A 14,065-nucleotide genomic window follows, 5' to 3' on the forward strand; every position below is an offset into this window, starting at 1 on the left:
CCGTGGCCTACTCCAGGCGGCGGCGGTCCTCGTCACTCCACTCCCGGGTGTCCCGCGGCTCGACGTAGGGCTCCTCGTCCTCGGGGAGCCCGCCGACGATGGCACGCTGGCGGACCATTTCGGCGTCGAACTCCAGGCCCAGGAGGATGACGAGGTTGGTGATCCACAACCAGACCAGGAAGATGACGACGCCCGCGAGCGTGCCGTAGGTCTTGTTGTACGAGCCGAAGTTCGCGACGTAGAACGCGAACCCGGCCGAGGCGATCATCCAGATGACCAGCGCCAGGAGGCTGCCGGGGGTCACCCACGTGAAACCGCGGCCCTTGGCGTTCGGCGCGGCCCAGTACAGGAGCGCGATCATGATCGTGACCAGCACCAGCAGGACGGGCCACTTCGCGATCGACCACACCGTCATCGCGGTGTCGCCCAGCCCCAGTGCGGAGCCGGCCTGCCGGGCCAGACCGCCGGTGAACACCACGATCAGGGCGCTGGCGACGGCCAGGACCATGAGCGTGACGGTCAGCCCGAGGCGCAGCGGCAGCACCTTCCACAGCGGCCGGCCCTCGGGCATGTCGTAGACGGCGTTCGAGGCGCGGATGAACGCGGCGACGTACCCGGAGGCCGACCAGATCGCGACGAGCAGGCCCAGGACCGCCAGCAGCGATCCTAGGCCCGCGCTGCCCTGGAGCTGTCGCACGGCGTTGCCGATCACGTCGCGCGCGGGGCCGGGGGCGAGGCGTTCGAGGTTGCTCAGGACCTGGTCGGTGGCCGACTTGCCCGCGATGCCCAGCAGCGACACCAGGACCAGCAGGGCCGGGAAGAGGGCCAGCACCCCGTAGTAGGTCAGCGCCGCGGCGCGGTCCGCCAGCTCGTCGTCCTTGAACTCCTTCAGCGTCCCGCGCAGCACCGCCTTCCAGGACCGCTCGGGCAACTGCGAGAGCCGGTCCGGGGCCCGCTCCTCGATCGCCCGGTCCGGCCCCGCGGCCTCACGGCCGCTCACGGCGTCGCGGTGCTCGTCCCCCGGTTTCGGCGTGTGGGTGGATTCCATGGTCGGCGCATTTCCACTCCGGCCGCACCCATGCCCGTTCGGGTCCCGCGGGTACGGTCCGGGGGCATCGGCGTGCGCGTCCGCTGCGCCCGCGTCACTGGTCGACCGGTTCAGGATGGTCCGATGCGGCCTGGGCCACGGCGGTGGGTGTGAAGGCCGCGACGGTGGCGGCCTCGGCCGGGGTGAGCGTGAGGACGCTGCTGATGACCACGAGCGAACTCCCCACGCGGACCACGGTCGCGTCCGCGCGCTGTCGGCCCGGCAGCACCGCCGCCTGGACGACCAGGCTCTCGTCCCCGAGCCGGGGGCCTTCCGCGAGGGCGAAATCGGCGGTCTCGGCGGGCTCCGCCGCCGCGTGCGGCAGCGCCACGCTCCGGCACCGGCCCACCAGGGCGCGCATGTCCTCCATCGCCCTGTGCGCACCGTCCTCCGGGAACGAGTAGAGCTTCTCCATTCCCGGGATGACGCCGTTGCCGGAGGAGTGCCCGCCGCTGAACATGGCCGTCGCGGAGGCGGACGCCGTGGTCGTACTCGCGTCCACGACGCTCTGCCCGTCCAGCAGTCCGCCGCAGGACGCGGGTGTCGCCGACGTGCCCGAGGCCCCGGGGCCGGCGGCCGCGGGTTCGGCCCGGGAGGTCCAGCCGTCCGGCAGGACTGCGGGGAGGAGGTGCGTCCGCAACTCGGCGGCCGACAGCGGTGCCGGCCGCGTGGCCGGCGCCGGCGGGCGCGGCTGCGCCGGGCCGCCGCACCCGGCGACCGCAATGAGGACCACGCATCCGGCCACCTGCCGGATCCCGGAGTTGTTCATCTCTGCGTACTTCCCGCCCCTGGTGATCAAACCGTTCGAAGCCGGCAGGGCGCAGGTGCCCCCCGACCTGGCCACTCGGCGCGGTCAGTGCTCGCAGAGCGAGAACTCCCGCTCGTAGAGCTGCTCGTTGTGTTCGTCGACGAAGAACTTCCGCTCCCGCATGAGTTCCTCGCGGTAGGCCTCGGCCTGTTCGCGCGTCATGGTGGAGGTGTCGGACCAGGGCTGCTGCGGCGGCACATCGGAGGTCGAGACGATCCGCTCCGTCGGGTCGACCAGGAAGAACGCGAGGATCTTGCGGTGTCCCGGGCGGGTGGGGTCCACGAGGCGGAACGCGTCCACGCGGTGCTGCAGCACGTTGGGGAACGCCAGGCAGCGGCCCGCCGGGGTCGGGACCGAGCCCAGGACCTGGTTCAGCGCGTCCTCGTCCTCCAGGCCGTAGACCGCGCGCAGGCCGGTGCCGTCGTTCTGCTGGTAGTCCGGGTCGTCGAGTGCGGCCCGGAATCCCAGCCGGCTCTCGGTGATGTTCTCGCTGTCCCAGTAGTAGATGCCGGTCGAGACGATCCGCTCGTTCAGCATGCCCTCGACGTGCCAGGAACCGCCGGAGTACTCGGGGTCGTCCGGGGTGAGGTGGACGGTGGCGAGCTTGACGATGACCTGGAGCCGGCGGCCGCGCAGGTCGACCCGGGCGGACGCCTCCGGCAGGGCGGGCGGGGTGAAGTCCGGGGCGTCCGGGACGGCGGGGACGCGGTCGTCGTACCAGGCCTCGTAGGCGTCCGACCAGGCGTCGCGGGCCTCCGCGTAGGCCGCGTCGTCGCTGAAGGACGACCGGTGGGGATACTCCGGCTCCGCGTCGTACCAGCCGTAGGGGTCGGCCTCGATCCGCAGGGGCCGGGGGTGCCGCAGATCGGTCAGCACGTTCTCGAACAGCGGGCGCAGGCGCGCGAACACGTCCGGGAGGACGGAGGCCAGGGCGTGATGCGTCTCGGGGTGGACGTTGTTGACATAGGAGCGGAAGGCGACGGCCCCGTCGTCACTGACGTCGACCTCCGTGGGCAGCCACTGGAACCTTTCCGAGAACTCGTACTTCGCGTAGTGCTTGGCCGGGTTCTGCCAGGCCCGCTCGGGCCCGCCGCTCACGTCCTTCACCAGGCAGAAGAGGGAGGGGTGCACGAGGTCCAGCACCTGGCCGCCGGATCCGGGGTGCCAGTCCCGCTCCGCTTCGGGGACCTCTTCCAGCACCCGGACGGCCTCGCGCAGCCGGGCCCGGAGCGGCTCGTCGACCAGGGTGTCCGACTGCCAGACCCCGTCGACGGCGGACACCTCGATGCCGGTCCGCGCGTCCCGCAGCGCGGCGTAGTGTCCCAGCTCGGCGAGCACGTAACGCACCTGTGCCTCTGTCAGGCCCTGGGCCACCGCCTCCCGCGTCCATCTGGCGGCGATGTCGGGGTCGTTCCGCTTGTCGAACCACGCGGTCTTGGCGCGCAGGGCCGCGCTGCACCGCATCATCTGTAGTTCCCGCACCGTCCGGGGCGTCGCGAACGCCGGGGAAAGGGAGCTCTGGAAGGGCAGCGGGAAGGCGGACAGGCCGGTCACTTCGGGTGGTCCTCACGGTCGGATTGCGGTGCCGGGAAGGATAGCCCGGCCCACTGACACCCCGGCCGCGGCCCCCTGGGCGGGCGGAGACGGAGTGCGCCGGCGCCGGCGTGGCCCGGTGAACCGCCGAACCCGAAACCGGGATGCGGATGCCGTAGGGCCGCGCCTAGGCTGCGCGCGCCGGGTGGCGGGTGTCGCCGCCGAGGAACAGAGAGGTGCGGGTATGACCAGTCAGTTGTTCGCGATCTGCTTCCACGCGAGCCGGCCCTCGGAGCTGGCACGGTTCTGGTCCGGGGTCCTGGGCTGGAAGCCGGCCGACGGTGCGGACGGCGACGTCGCGATCCTGCCCCCTGATGCCACGGGGTTCCGCATCCGGTTCGTGCCGGGTCAGGAGCCGAAGTCCGGGCAGAACCGGGCGCACTTCGACCTGACGAGCGGTTCCCCGGAGGAGCAGCAGCAGACGGTGGCCAGGGCGCTGGCACTGGGCGGCCGGCACATCGACGTGGGCCAACTCCCGGAAGAGGGGCACGTGGTGCTCGCCGATCCGGACGGCAACGAGTTCTGTGTCATCCAGGCGGGCAACTCGTTCCTCGCCGACACCGGCTTCATCGGAGCGCTGGCCTGCGACGGAACGCAGGAGGTCGGCTACTTCTGGAGCGAGGCGCTGCGGTGGCCGCTGGTCTGGGACCAGGACGAGGAGACCGCGATCCAGTCGCCGGACGGCGGTACGAAGATCACGTGGGGTGGTCCCCCGGTGGCGCCGAAGCGGGGCGCGAACCGGCTGTACCTGGAGTTGGCGCTGCCCGCCGGCGCCGACGGGGAGGCGGAGGTCGAGCGCCTGGTCTCACTCGGCGCGACGCGCGCCGGCACCGGCGAGGACGGCGGGACGCTGATGCTCGACCCCGACGGCAACGAGTTCTCCCTGCGGCGGCCCCATCGGCTCCGGTAACCCCGGTGGAGGGCGAGGGCCACCTCCGCACCAAGGAGGCCGAACGCGTGTTCTAATTAATGGATGGATCCGTTCCGCTTTCCCGACGACCTGGTGGAACTCCAGGCCGCCTGGCTCGACACCTACGCCGCGCTGGCCCGGACGCCCGGCGTCCGGAGTACGACGGTGCTGCGGCGGCGGCTGCTCCGGCTGTCCTGCCGGCTCCACGCGCACCCCTACTGGGCTGCGCCCGGCCGCCCCCCGGCGGGCTGGCCCGAGCTGCGGCGGCAGGCCCGGGAGCGGGGGTGGGGGACGGCGGCGTGAGCGCACGGTGTGCGAGGCCCGGGCAGTCCCCGAAGGGGGAAGGGTGTGGGATGGTGGAGGGGATGGACCGTTCTGGTTCCGTCGCTTGAGGCTCGGCCGTCGTTTCCCGACGGGCAGCGGCATGCGCGTGGTGCCCTGGTGGCCCTGATCGCCGGACATGAACACGAGCCGCCCCGCGGACCGTGTTCCGAGCAGCCGCCGCAACCGCGGCCTTCCGCTTCCAGGGCTGGTACCCCGTGTGAGGGGGAGCCCGTTGTGAAGTCCTACACCGTTCAAGTGCACCTCTACGGGTCCGTGGCGGTGGTGACGCTGTGCGCGCGGCACGCCCGCGGCCACGGCGCGGCAGCGCTGCGCGAGCTGGTCCGCGTACTGGAGGCCATCGGCACCGGCGTGCGTTCCGTGGTCCTGGACCTCGACTGCGCGCCGTACCCGGCCCCCGGGGACGCCTTGGCCGCCGTCGACGCCTGGGCGGCGGGCAGGACGGTCACCGTGGTGGTGCTGGCCCCCGACGACTGCGGCGGGACGCTTCGGCCGGGTGCCCCGTCCCTGCGCCCGGCCCCCGCCGGCCCGCCCCCGAGCCGCCCCCTCGTCCCCTCGTATGGCGGGGCGTCGTCGGCCCACCGGCTGCGGCGGGTCCTCGGAGTGCGGGTACTGGTGCGTCAGGCGGCGGGGATCCGGCAGGCCCGTCACCAGGGGCACCCGTGTTCCTGAGGGCCGGGCCCGGGGTGTCGCGGTGCGTCCGGCGGGTAGCCGGTAGGTGAGAATGAAGGCCGGGGCGGCCGACACGGGAGGTGATGTGCCGTGGGGGATCGTGCGGACTTCCCGGAGGACGGAGGCCCGCCGTTCGGCGCGGAGGACCTCAAACGGCTGTCCCGGCTGCTCGCCGACTCCCTCGCGGGCACCTGCGGTGTCGAGACGCCGGCGGCGCTGTGCCGGGCGTGCGTGGACCTCATGGACGTCACGGGCGCGTCGGTGTCGCTGAGCGGCGACAACGGAGCCCAGACGCTGTGGTGGTCCAGCGACCCGGTGGCCGGACAGCTCGCCGAAGCCCAGTACACGCTCGGCGACGGCCCCTGCCAGAGCGCGCTGGCCCTGACGGCGCCGGTACTCGCCGAGGACCTGGCGGTCGGCACGGACGCCCGGCGCTGGCCGGTCTTCGCCCAGCAGGCCGTCGACCTCGGGGTGCGGGCGGTGTTCTCGATCCCGCTGGGCTCGGCCGGCCTGGCGATCGGGACGCTCGACCTCTACCGCGACCGCCCCGGACCGCTGTCCGAACGGGACCGGTCGTTCGCCTTCCCCGCAGCCGACGCGATCACCACCGCCCTGCTGGCCCTCCAGGCGCAGGAACCACCGGGCGACGGGGCGGCGTGGCTGGATGCGGCCGAAAGCGACCACGAAGAGGTCTACCAGGCCACCGGCATGCTCATGGTGCTCCTCGGTCTGGACGCACCGCAGGCTCTGGCCCGCCTCCGGGCGCACGCGTTCGCCGAGGGCCAGAGCGTCAGCGCAGCGGCCCGTGACGTGCTCGCCGGAAGGGTGAGGTTCGATGACTAGCTCCATCCCGTACGGCCGGACGGGAGCCAAGAAGACGGGGACGAGGGACATGAACCGCGAGCAGTCGATCACCGAGGCGTTCGTCGGCCTCACCGACACCATCGCCGACGACGTGGACCCCCTCACGCTCCTGCGCCGCCTGGCCGACCACTGCGTCCGCCTGACGGACATGGACGCGGCCGGCGTCATGCTCGCCAACGCCCGCGGCCGTCTGCAGTCGGCGGTCGTCACGGAGGAGCGCGTCGAGATCACCGAGATGTTCCAGGCGCAGGTCGCCGAAGGGCCCTGCATCGACTCCTACACGACCGGCGAGCCGGTCCACGCCGACGACCTGGCGGCGGCAGCGGCCGGGGACCGCTGGCCCGTCTTCGCCCCGCTGGCCCGGGCCGCCGGCTTCTCGGCCGCCCACAGCTTCCCCCTGCGGCTGCGCGACCACAACATCGGCGCCCTCAATCTCCTCGCGCGGACCCCCACGCCCTTGCCGCCGGAAGACGCACGCCTCCTGGAGGCCCTCGCCACCACGGCCACCACGTCGGTGCTGACCTGGAGTCGTGAGCCCCTGCGGCCGTACGACGTCGTCACCCGCACCCAGGCGGCACTCTCCGCGAAGACCGTCCTGGACATCGCCGCCGGCATGCTCGCCGCCACCGCCCACATCTCCCCCGCCGAAGGCGCGCACCGCCTGCGGGCCTACGCGGTCCTCCATCACCGGCGGGCCGCCGACATCGCGGAGGACCTCGTGCGGCGCCGCGTCACCCCCCAGGCCGTCCTCGCGCCGGCCCCTTGACCAGCCTCCGTCACGGGCTGCCGGTGGGGCCGGCGGTGGCGGCGATGGCCTGGGCGAGGCTGGGGTGGGCGGGCAGCAGGCCGGCCGTACCGGTGAGGTCGAGCAGGTGCCGCAGCTGGCGCGGGGGCGCGACCAGAGCCAGGGGCAGGTGGCGCGCGCGGGTCTCCTTACGGAGCTGGACGAGGGCGTTGAGAAGGGTGGAGTCGGCGAAGACGAGCTGCGCGCAGTCGACGAGGACGGCCGTGGTGGCGCGCGCGACGGCCCTGGCGAAGGCGTCGTAGAGGTCCGGGCGGGACTCGATGTCGACCTCGCCGAAGATCCGGCAGACCGCCACCCCCGGAGCCGCCGCCGGTGTGTCCAGGGTGACGTGGGCGGAAAGGATCTCGATCACGCGCGGTGCCTCCCCTCAAGGGAGCCGGTGTCGCATCCGCCGCCCGGAGACCGCGGCCACGCGGTGGGCGAGCCCGCCCGGTCGGGCGGGGAGATCTCCAGGATGCGGCGGCGGACGGGGCCGGCGCTGCCCCCTGAACGAAGTACGGCCGCCGGGAAGCGAAAGGGAGAGCCGTCGGACGGCTCCGGGCCGCCGGTCGCATGAACGGTGCCGCGCGGGTGAGAAGCACGGGGCGGGGGCGGAGAAGCGGAGGCGGGCGAGCGAGATGGTCGGGACGGGCCGTGAGCAGCAGCTGGCCGAGGCCTTCGTCAGCCTGGGCGACACGCTCGCTCCCGGCTTCGACCCGCTCACCCTGTTCGACCGGCTCGTCACCCACTGCGTGCGTCTGCTGCACGTGGATGCCGGGGGCGTGCTGATGGGCGATGCGCGCGGCGGCCTGCGGATCATGGCGGCCTCGGGAGAGGAAGCCGTCCTGCTGGAGCTGCTCCAGCTGCAGAGCGACAGCGGGCCGTGTGTCGAATGCTGCCGCTCCGGCCGGCCGCTGCGGGTGCCCGACCTGGCAGCCGAACGCCGTCGCTGGCCCGACCTCGTACGGACCGCTCTGCTGATCGGCTACCGCTCTTCCCACACCGTGCCCCTGCGGCTGCGCGACGAGGTCATCGGCGCCGTGACCCTCTTCCGCCGCCCGGCGGGCGCCCTGCCGGAGGTGGAGGCGGAGCTGGCCCAGGCCCTGGCCGACGCAGCCGCCCTCTCACTGCTCCACTGGAGCGCCGACCCCGTGCCCGACGGCGACTTCGTCACCGGCACGCAGCACGCGATCTCGTTGCGGAACACCCTGGAGATCGCGAAGGGCATGATCGCCCAGTGGACCGGCCTCACGGTCGAGGAAGCCGCACAGCTGCTGCGTGCCTACGCCGACCGCCACCGGGTCTCCCTCGCCCGCACCGCCCACGACCTGGTCGCCGGCCGTCTCGCGCCCTCGCGGGTCACGGGCGAACGCGGGCCTGCGTGAGGCAGCCGGAGGGTGGCCTCAGCCGGCCGTCAGGGTGTCCTCCAGGAGGCCGAGCAGGCGGTCCCAGTGGAGCTTCAGCCCGGAGGGGCTGAAAGCGTCGGTGTCGGACAGGGTGAAGCCGTGGACGGTCCCGGGGTAGATCTCGGAGGTGTGATCGACGCCCGCGTCGTCCAGGGACCGGTTGAGTTCGCCGAGGGCCCCGGGCGTCAGGTCGCCCGCCGCGTGGCCCAGGTGGACCTGGGCGGTGAGCGCGGAGAAGAGGCCGGGGCCGTCGGCGCCCACGGGGGCGTGGAACGCGGCGACGGCGGCCACCCGGCCGGGGTGGGCCGCGGCGGTGCGCATCGCCAGGAGGCCGCCGACGCAGTAGCCGATCACCGCGAGGGGGCCGCCCGCGACCTCGGGCCGCGCGGAGAGGAACCGGAGGTAGGAGTCGGCGTCGTCGCGGGCCCGTTCGGCGGTGTGCGCCTCGATCAAGGGCATCACCTGCGCGAAGACCGCGGGCCGCTCCGCCTCCCCGATGTGCTCGGGGAGGCGGATCACGGGCGCGGGGCCGTGCCGGTAGAAGGGGTTGGGGACGAGTACGCAGTACCCGTGGCCGGCCAGTTCGCGGGCCATCCGCCGCACTACGGGACGGATGCCGAAGCCGTCGGGGTACATGAGCACCCCGGGGTGTCGTGCGCCGTCGTCGGGGAAGGCGGCGAAAGCGTCGGCCCGGCCGTCCGCCGTGGGAAGGTGCAGGGTCTTGTGCAGCGTGTCGAGGGGCATGGATCCTCCGGTCGTGGTTGACGTGTGGGGCCTTGGGTCAACACGACGGGGGCGGAGCCCGGGCGGCGGGGCGGGTTCCTCGATCGGGCGGCGGGCCCGCGGGGGCCCGTACGGCGCTCAGAGGAGCACCGGGTCACCGATCCGTGTGTGGCGCGATGCCGTCCCGGTGGTCATGTACGCAACATAGCCCACCGGGGAGAGCGGGTGCCAGCACTACGGTGCCAAGGGGCCTGACGGGCCTTTCGTGCCCGGCCGGCGCCTCCGCGCGGCGTGCGTTCTCGCGGCTCCGCGCCGCCGGCTGAGGGGGCTCAGGCGTGGAGGGGCGTCCCCCACGCGCCGGGGCGTGAGTCGTCGGCCGGCACCGGGATCGTCAGTTCCCTCCGCCGGCCGGTGGGAGCGCCAGGACCGCCCAGACGGCCTTGCCCCCGCCGGGCAGCACCCGCGCCCCATGGTGGACGGAGACCGCCGCCACCAGGGCCAGGCCCCGCCCGTGCGGGGCGCCGGGCGACGGGTGCCGGGCCACGGGCAGACGCGCGTCCGCGTCGCGGACCTCCACCCGCACCCGTTCGGGGCGCAGGCCGATCACCAGCAGCGGATCGCAGGCGGTGTGGTCCAGGACATTGGTGACCAGTTCCGAGACCACCAGCAGGACGTCCTCGACCGCTTCGGAGCCGGCGGCGCGGGCCCGCAGGGCGTGCCGGGTCAGGTCACGGGCGGCCGCCGCCCGGCCCCGGCCGCGTCCCAGCCGTACCGCGAACCCCCTCACCGGCGGCCCCGCACCGGCTGCGCCGCGCGGCCGGGCCGGGGCGGGGGCCGGAGCGGGGGCGTACAAGAGTGACACGGGCGGAGCGGGCACCACGCCGCGCCAAGGAGGCAGCGTCGGAACCGGAACCGGTACCCGCAGGGCGCGGGCCATCAGCAACACCCCCGGTAGCAGTGGACAGGGCGACGCCTCGCGTCTGCCCCGCCCGGCCGTCGGCACGCAGGACTTCGGACACATTCGGCCCGGGCCGGCCGGCGCGCTCCCGGCCCTGGCGCGGACGCCACCTGCGAGGCTGAGCGGACGGGGGCACCGCGCGCTCTAGAGTGCGGCCGTGAACGATCACGAGAGCCGGTTCCTGGCCGCGGTCCGCGCCGTACTGGACGAGGCGGGATTCCCCGAGAGCGTCGCCGGGGCGGAAGGCGTCCACACCATCGCGCACGCCCGGGGTGTGATGGTCGGCTGGATGCCCCAGGACATCCCGCGCCTGCGCGGACGCCGACGCGGGCCCCGGCGCACCCGCAACCACGGCCGGCCCGACCTGCCCGGGCTCCGTCACGCCTTCGGTCTGGCCCTGGCCGCGGCCTTCCGCAATGCCGGGTACGGCGTCGAGACGCGCGGCGACGAGTGGCTCCTGGTCATCGACCCGGCCCGCCGGCCCGAACTCTGAGGGGCGGCCCCGGGCCCTCGCGGAGGGCTTTCACCGCTTCTGTCAGAGGGTGAGCCGGGTGGTGTACTCGGGCAGGTCGACCGGGCCGGCGGTGACGCCGGTGATCTCCAGCAGCGCCGGCCGGTCCTCCGTCGTGACGGTGCACAGCAGGGCTCCGACGGGGAGGGCGGCGGTCAGGTCCTCCGCCCGGACCTCGGTGGGCAGCACATTGCTCCGGGCGCCCTCCAGGCACTACTGCGGCGTCTTCGCGGCGGCCTTGCCCATGGGGGTGTAGAACTCCCAGCCGTGGGCCGGCTGGGCGGACGCCCCGGCGTCGCCCTTGCCCTCGGCGCGGTCCGAGGTGCCGGCGGGGCGGGCCACCGTCCAGGTCAGGGCCACCGCGAGGACGACAGCCGCGCCGGTGACCAGGGCCGTGCGGGTACGCCGGGGGGGCGGGCGTCGCCGCCGGGGCGGACGGCGGCGGGGGCGGCGGCGCCGTGGGGGCCGCGGCGAAGGTCGGGGCCGTGCGGCGGGCGGGGCCGTGAGCCGGTGTCCGCCGGCTCGGGGTCCGGTGCGAGCGGGGCGCGTCCACGAGCGGCCAGTTCCCGCGCCAGCGGCTGCGGCAGCCAGCCGGTGAACTCGTTCAGGGGGCGGCCCGCCGCCCCCTCGCACAGCGCGGCCAGTTCCGCCGCGCCGATCCGGTCGGCCGGCCCGGCCGCCAGGCAGCGCTCCAGGAGCGGGCGGAGCGTCTCGTCGTAGGAGTCCAGGCGGGGCGGCCGTACGGCGGTGTCGGCGATCCGCGTCGCGACGGTGAGGGCGCCGCCGTCACCGTAGGGGTGGTGGCCCGTCGCGGCGACGGCGGCGATCAGGCCGAGCGAGAAGACGTCCACGGCGGGTCCGACCGGCTCGCCGAGCGCCTGCTCCGGCGACATGAACTGCGGGGTACCGACGAGGCCCCCGGACGCGGTGACGTGGGGGGCGTCGGCGGCGCGGGCGATGCCGAAGTCGATGACGTACGGGCCCTGTTCGCCGCTCAGCAGGATGTTGCCGGGCTTGAGGTCGCGGTGGACGATGCCGGCGGTGTGGATCGCGGTCGGGGCCCGGGCGGTGCAGCCGACGAGCTGCAGGACGGCTGCCGGCGGGAGCGGACCGTGTGCGGCGAGGGCCGCGTGCAGGGACAAGCCGGGGACGAACGTGGTGGCCAGCCAGGGCAGTTCGCCGGAGGTGTCGTGGTCGACGACCGGGACGACGTGGTAGCCCTGGGCCCGTCGGGCCGCCCGGACCTCCCGCTCGGCGGAACCCCGGATCGTCGCCGTACTCGCGCCGGATCACCTTCAGCGCGACGGGCTCTCCACCGCGGCTGCGGGAGAGGTAGACCGTCCCCGTCCCGCCCTGACCGATGCGGGCCCGCCCGCCCCCGTCAGGGGGTGAACAGGACCTTGACGGCGCCGTCCCGCTTCTTCTGGAACATGTCGTAGGCCATCGGGGCCTCGGAGAGGGGAAGGCGGTGGGTGGCGAAGTCCTCGACGCCCAGGGGGTCGCCGTCGCAGACCAGGGGCAGGAGGTCGTCGGTCCAGCGCCGGACGTTGGCCTGGCCCATGCGCAGCTGGATCTGCTTGTCGAACAGGGTGAGCAGGGGAAGCGGGTCGGCCATGCCGCCGTAGACCCCGGACAGGGAGATGGTCCCGCCGCGGCGGACCAGTTCGATGGCCAGGTACAGGGCGGAGAGGCGGTCCACTCCGGCGCGCTTCATCAGCCGGGCGGCCAGGGCGTCGGGCAGGAGGCCGGTCAGCGTCTGCGCTCCGGCGGCGACGGGCGCGCCGTGCGCCTCCAGGCCCACCGCGTCGATCACGGCGTCCGGGCCCCTGCCGCCGGTCAGGTCCCGGACGGCGGCCACGACGTCGTCGTCCCGCTCGACGTCGAAGACGTGGACGCCGTGGCGGCGGGCCCGGTCCAGGCGCTCGGGTACGAGGTCGATGCCGATCACCGTCTCCACCCCGAGGTGGGCGGCCACCCGGGTGCACATGTCGCCTATGGGGCCCAGGCCCAGGACGGCGAGGCTGCCGCCCGCCGGGACGTCGGCGTACCGGACGGCCTGCCAGGCGGTCGGCAGCACGTCGGACAGGTAGACGAACCGGTCGTCCGGCGGCCCTTCGGGGACCTTGACGGGCAGGGTGTTGCCGAAGGGCACCCGCAGGTACTCGGCCTGGCCGCCGGGGACCTGGCCGTAGAGCTTGGTGTAGCCGAAGAGGGAGGCGCCCTTGCCGTGTTCGTGGACCTGGGTGGTCTCGCACTGCGAGTGCAGGCCGCGGGCGCACATGAAGCAGGTGCCGCAGGAGACGTTGAAGGGGACCACGACGCGGTCGCCGGGGCGCAGGGCGGTGACGTCCGGTCCGGCCTCCTCGACGATGCCCATCGGTTCGTGGCCCAGGATGTCGCCCGCTTCGAGGAACGGGCCGAACACCTGGTAGAGGTGCAGGTCGGAGCCGCACAGGCCGGTGGTGGTCACCTTGACGATCACATCGGCCGGGTCCTGGATCACCGGGTCGGGGACGGTGTCCACGCGGACGTCGGCCTTCCCGTGCCATGTCAGGGCCTTCATGACGATCCCTCCCCGCGTCCCGCGGCCGGCTCCCGGTCGTCGCCGGTCCCGGGTTCGGCCATCCTGCGGTGCCCTTCGGCCTTGAGCGCGTCGGGCAGCACCTTGTTGAGGAGTTCCTGGGCCTTGGTCTTCACGGAGCCCGCGACGACCTTGTCGTCCCCGGACTCCATGGCGTCCAGGCCCTGGCGGGCGACGTCGGCGGGGTCGTCCTTGTCCTGCCGGCCGACCTTGGTGTCGCCCATGTCCGCGCGCCGGAAGAAGTCGGTCTCCGTGGGGCCGGGCATGAGCGCCGTGACGGTGACGCCCGAGTCCTTGAGTTCGTTCTGCAGGGCCTGGGAGAACGACTGGAGGAAGGACTTCGAGGCGTTGTAGACGGCCTGGAAGGAGCCCGGCATCGTCGAGGCGATCGAGGAGGTGATCAGTACGCTCCCCTCGTCGCGCTCGACCATGTGGCCCAGCGCCCGCTTGGCGAGGTGCACGGTCGAGCGCACGTTGAGGTCGACGATCTCCAGCTCGTCGGCGAGGTCGGTGTCGACGAACGCCCCGCCCTGGCCGACGCCGGCGTTGAGGGCGACGACCGCGACCGGGCGGCCGCGTGCGGTGACCGCCTGCCACAACCGCTCGGCCTCCTCGTACCGGCGCAGGTCCGCCTGTACGACGTCCACCTGGGTGCCCGCCTGCCGGATCCGCTGCGCCGCCGTCCGGAGCCGGGCGTCGTCCTCGGCGTTGATGACGAGGTCGTAGCCCCGGTCGGCCAGCTGGAGCGCCAGTTCGTACCCGATTCCGCTCGAAGCGCCGGTTACTACCGCAAAGGGGTTCATTGGGTTCATGCCCTGCCGTGTGC

General features: G+C 73.9%; 18 protein-coding genes. 7 read left to right on the forward strand and 11 right to left on the reverse strand.

Annotated features, from left to right (window positions below; translation table 11 throughout):
• Positions 1–7: 7 nt before the first annotated feature.
• From ACZ5NJ_RS15985 to ACZ5NJ_RS15995, 3 genes are all read right to left on the reverse strand, one after another.
• Positions 8–1,048: a YihY/virulence factor BrkB family protein gene (locus ACZ5NJ_RS15985; protein ID WP_468765469.1), complete on the reverse strand. Its 1,041-nt coding sequence runs from the start codon at positions 1,046–1,048 to the stop codon at positions 8–10.
• A gap of 94 nt (positions 1,049–1,142) precedes the next feature.
• The gene (locus ACZ5NJ_RS15990; protein WP_468765470.1) at positions 1,143–1,856 is read right to left on the reverse strand and encodes a hypothetical protein; all 714 of its coding nucleotides are present in this window, start codon (positions 1,854–1,856) and stop codon (positions 1,143–1,145) included.
• A gap of 84 nt (positions 1,857–1,940) precedes the next feature.
• Positions 1,941–3,449 (reverse strand): DUF4246 domain-containing protein, encoded by a 1,509-nt coding sequence (locus ACZ5NJ_RS15995; RefSeq protein ID WP_468765471.1) that lies wholly within the window; start codon positions 3,447–3,449, stop codon positions 1,941–1,943.
• 223 nt (positions 3,450–3,672) lie between these two features.
• Between ACZ5NJ_RS15995 and ACZ5NJ_RS16000 the strand changes: the two genes are divergently transcribed.
• The 5 genes from ACZ5NJ_RS16000 (at position 3,673) to ACZ5NJ_RS16020 (ending at position 7,042) form a co-directional block, all read left to right on the forward strand.
• Positions 3,673–4,398 (forward strand): VOC family protein, encoded by a 726-nt coding sequence (locus ACZ5NJ_RS16000; RefSeq protein WP_468765472.1) that lies wholly within the window; start codon positions 3,673–3,675, stop codon positions 4,396–4,398.
• A gap of 63 nt (positions 4,399–4,461) precedes the next feature.
• Positions 4,462–4,701 (forward strand): hypothetical protein, encoded by a 240-nt coding sequence (locus ACZ5NJ_RS16005; protein ID WP_468765473.1) that lies wholly within the window; start codon positions 4,462–4,464, stop codon positions 4,699–4,701.
• Between the two features lie 255 nt (positions 4,702–4,956).
• Complete coding sequence (locus tag ACZ5NJ_RS16010) at positions 4,957–5,412, forward strand: hypothetical protein (protein WP_468765474.1); 456 nt, start codon at positions 4,957–4,959, stop codon at positions 5,410–5,412.
• Between the two features lie 90 nt (positions 5,413–5,502).
• Positions 5,503–6,255, forward strand: coding sequence for a GAF and ANTAR domain-containing protein (locus ACZ5NJ_RS16015; protein ID WP_468765475.1), 753 nt, complete (start codon positions 5,503–5,505; stop codon positions 6,253–6,255).
• Positions 6,248–7,042 carry a GAF and ANTAR domain-containing protein gene (locus ACZ5NJ_RS16020; RefSeq protein WP_468765476.1) on the forward strand — a complete coding sequence of 265 codons (795 nt, stop codon included), beginning with the start codon at positions 6,248–6,250 and terminating at the stop codon, positions 7,040–7,042. Before ACZ5NJ_RS16015 ends, ACZ5NJ_RS16020 begins: the two co-directional genes overlap by 8 nt.
• A 10-nt stretch (positions 7,043–7,052) precedes the next feature.
• Here ACZ5NJ_RS16020 and ACZ5NJ_RS16025 read toward each other — a convergent pair whose 3' ends face one another.
• On the reverse strand, positions 7,053–7,433 hold the full coding sequence (locus ACZ5NJ_RS16025) for an STAS domain-containing protein (RefSeq protein WP_468765478.1): 381 nt from the start codon (positions 7,431–7,433) through the stop codon (positions 7,053–7,055).
• A gap of 265 nt (positions 7,434–7,698) precedes the next feature.
• On the opposite strand from ACZ5NJ_RS16025, the gene ACZ5NJ_RS16030 reads away from it, so the two are divergent.
• Positions 7,699–8,445: a GAF and ANTAR domain-containing protein gene (locus ACZ5NJ_RS16030; protein WP_468765479.1), complete on the forward strand. Its 747-nt coding sequence runs from the start codon at positions 7,699–7,701 to the stop codon at positions 8,443–8,445.
• Between the two features lie 18 nt (positions 8,446–8,463).
• On the opposite strand, the gene ACZ5NJ_RS16035 is transcribed toward ACZ5NJ_RS16030, so the two are convergent.
• Together ACZ5NJ_RS16035 and ACZ5NJ_RS16040 are read right to left on the reverse strand one after the other, a co-directional pair.
• The gene (locus tag ACZ5NJ_RS16035) at positions 8,464–9,210 is read right to left on the reverse strand and encodes a dienelactone hydrolase family protein (protein WP_468765480.1); all 747 of its coding nucleotides are present in this window, start codon (positions 9,208–9,210) and stop codon (positions 8,464–8,466) included.
• 370 nt (positions 9,211–9,580) lie between these two features.
• The gene (locus ACZ5NJ_RS16040; protein ID WP_468765481.1) at positions 9,581–9,976 is read right to left on the reverse strand and encodes an ATP-binding protein; all 396 of its coding nucleotides are present in this window, start codon (positions 9,974–9,976) and stop codon (positions 9,581–9,583) included.
• 328 nt (positions 9,977–10,304) lie between these two features.
• On the opposite strand from ACZ5NJ_RS16040, the gene ACZ5NJ_RS16045 reads away from it, so the two are divergent.
• On the forward strand, positions 10,305–10,640 hold the full coding sequence (locus ACZ5NJ_RS16045; protein WP_468765482.1) for a hypothetical protein: 336 nt from the start codon (positions 10,305–10,307) through the stop codon (positions 10,638–10,640).
• A 42-nt stretch (positions 10,641–10,682) separates the two neighbouring features.
• On the opposite strand, the gene ACZ5NJ_RS16050 is transcribed toward ACZ5NJ_RS16045, so the two are convergent.
• From ACZ5NJ_RS16050 to ACZ5NJ_RS16070, 5 genes are all read right to left on the reverse strand, one after another.
• Positions 10,683–10,847: a hypothetical protein gene (locus ACZ5NJ_RS16050; protein ID WP_468765483.1), complete on the reverse strand. Its 165-nt coding sequence runs from the start codon at positions 10,845–10,847 to the stop codon at positions 10,683–10,685.
• Positions 10,848–10,871: 24 nt separating this feature from the next.
• Positions 10,872–11,018, reverse strand: coding sequence for a hypothetical protein (locus ACZ5NJ_RS16055; protein ID WP_468765484.1), 147 nt, complete (start codon positions 11,016–11,018; stop codon positions 10,872–10,874).
• Entirely contained in the window at positions 11,009–11,926 is a 918-nt protein-coding gene (locus ACZ5NJ_RS16060) for a serine/threonine-protein kinase (RefSeq protein WP_468765561.1), read from the reverse strand. The genes ACZ5NJ_RS16055 and ACZ5NJ_RS16060 overlap by 10 nt, the downstream gene beginning before the upstream one ends.
• 113 nt (positions 11,927–12,039) lie before the next feature.
• Positions 12,040–13,221: a zinc-dependent alcohol dehydrogenase gene (locus tag ACZ5NJ_RS16065; protein ID WP_468765485.1), complete on the reverse strand. Its 1,182-nt coding sequence runs from the start codon at positions 13,219–13,221 to the stop codon at positions 12,040–12,042.
• The gene (locus tag ACZ5NJ_RS16070; protein WP_468765486.1) at positions 13,218–14,051 is read right to left on the reverse strand and encodes an SDR family NAD(P)-dependent oxidoreductase; all 834 of its coding nucleotides are present in this window, start codon (positions 14,049–14,051) and stop codon (positions 13,218–13,220) included. The genes ACZ5NJ_RS16065 and ACZ5NJ_RS16070 overlap by 4 nt, the downstream gene beginning before the upstream one ends.
• Positions 14,052–14,065: the final 14 nt, after the last annotated feature.

This window comes from Streptomyces sp. NPDC032091, from assembly GCF_055580265.1.

Excerpts from the sequence above, each read along its gene's own strand:
- ACZ5NJ_RS16030 (WP_468765479.1), top strand. The coding sequence starts at position 7,699 with ATGGTCGGGACGGGCCGTGAGCAGCAGCTGGCCGAGGCCTTCGTCAGC.
- ACZ5NJ_RS16000 (WP_468765472.1), top strand. The coding sequence starts at position 3,673 with ATGACCAGTCAGTTGTTCGCGATCTGCTTCCACGCGAGCCGGCCCTCG.
- ACZ5NJ_RS16005 (WP_468765473.1), top strand. The coding sequence starts at position 4,462 with ATGGATCCGTTCCGCTTTCCCGACGACCTGGTGGAACTCCAGGCCGCC.
- ACZ5NJ_RS16065 (WP_468765485.1), bottom strand. The coding sequence starts at position 13,221 with ATGAAGGCCCTGACATGGCACGGGAAGGCCGACGTCCGCGTGGACACC.
- ACZ5NJ_RS16020 (WP_468765476.1), top strand. The coding sequence starts at position 6,248 with ATGACTAGCTCCATCCCGTACGGCCGGACGGGAGCCAAGAAGACGGGG.
- ACZ5NJ_RS16070 (WP_468765486.1), bottom strand. The coding sequence starts at position 14,051 with ATGAACCCAATGAACCCCTTTGCGGTAGTAACCGGCGCTTCGAGCGGA.
- ACZ5NJ_RS15985 (WP_468765469.1), bottom strand. The coding sequence starts at position 1,048 with ATGGAATCCACCCACACGCCGAAACCGGGGGACGAGCACCGCGACGCC.
- ACZ5NJ_RS15990 (WP_468765470.1), bottom strand. The coding sequence starts at position 1,856 with ATGAACAACTCCGGGATCCGGCAGGTGGCCGGATGCGTGGTCCTCATT.
- ACZ5NJ_RS16035 (WP_468765480.1), bottom strand. The coding sequence starts at position 9,210 with ATGCCCCTCGACACGCTGCACAAGACCCTGCACCTTCCCACGGCGGAC.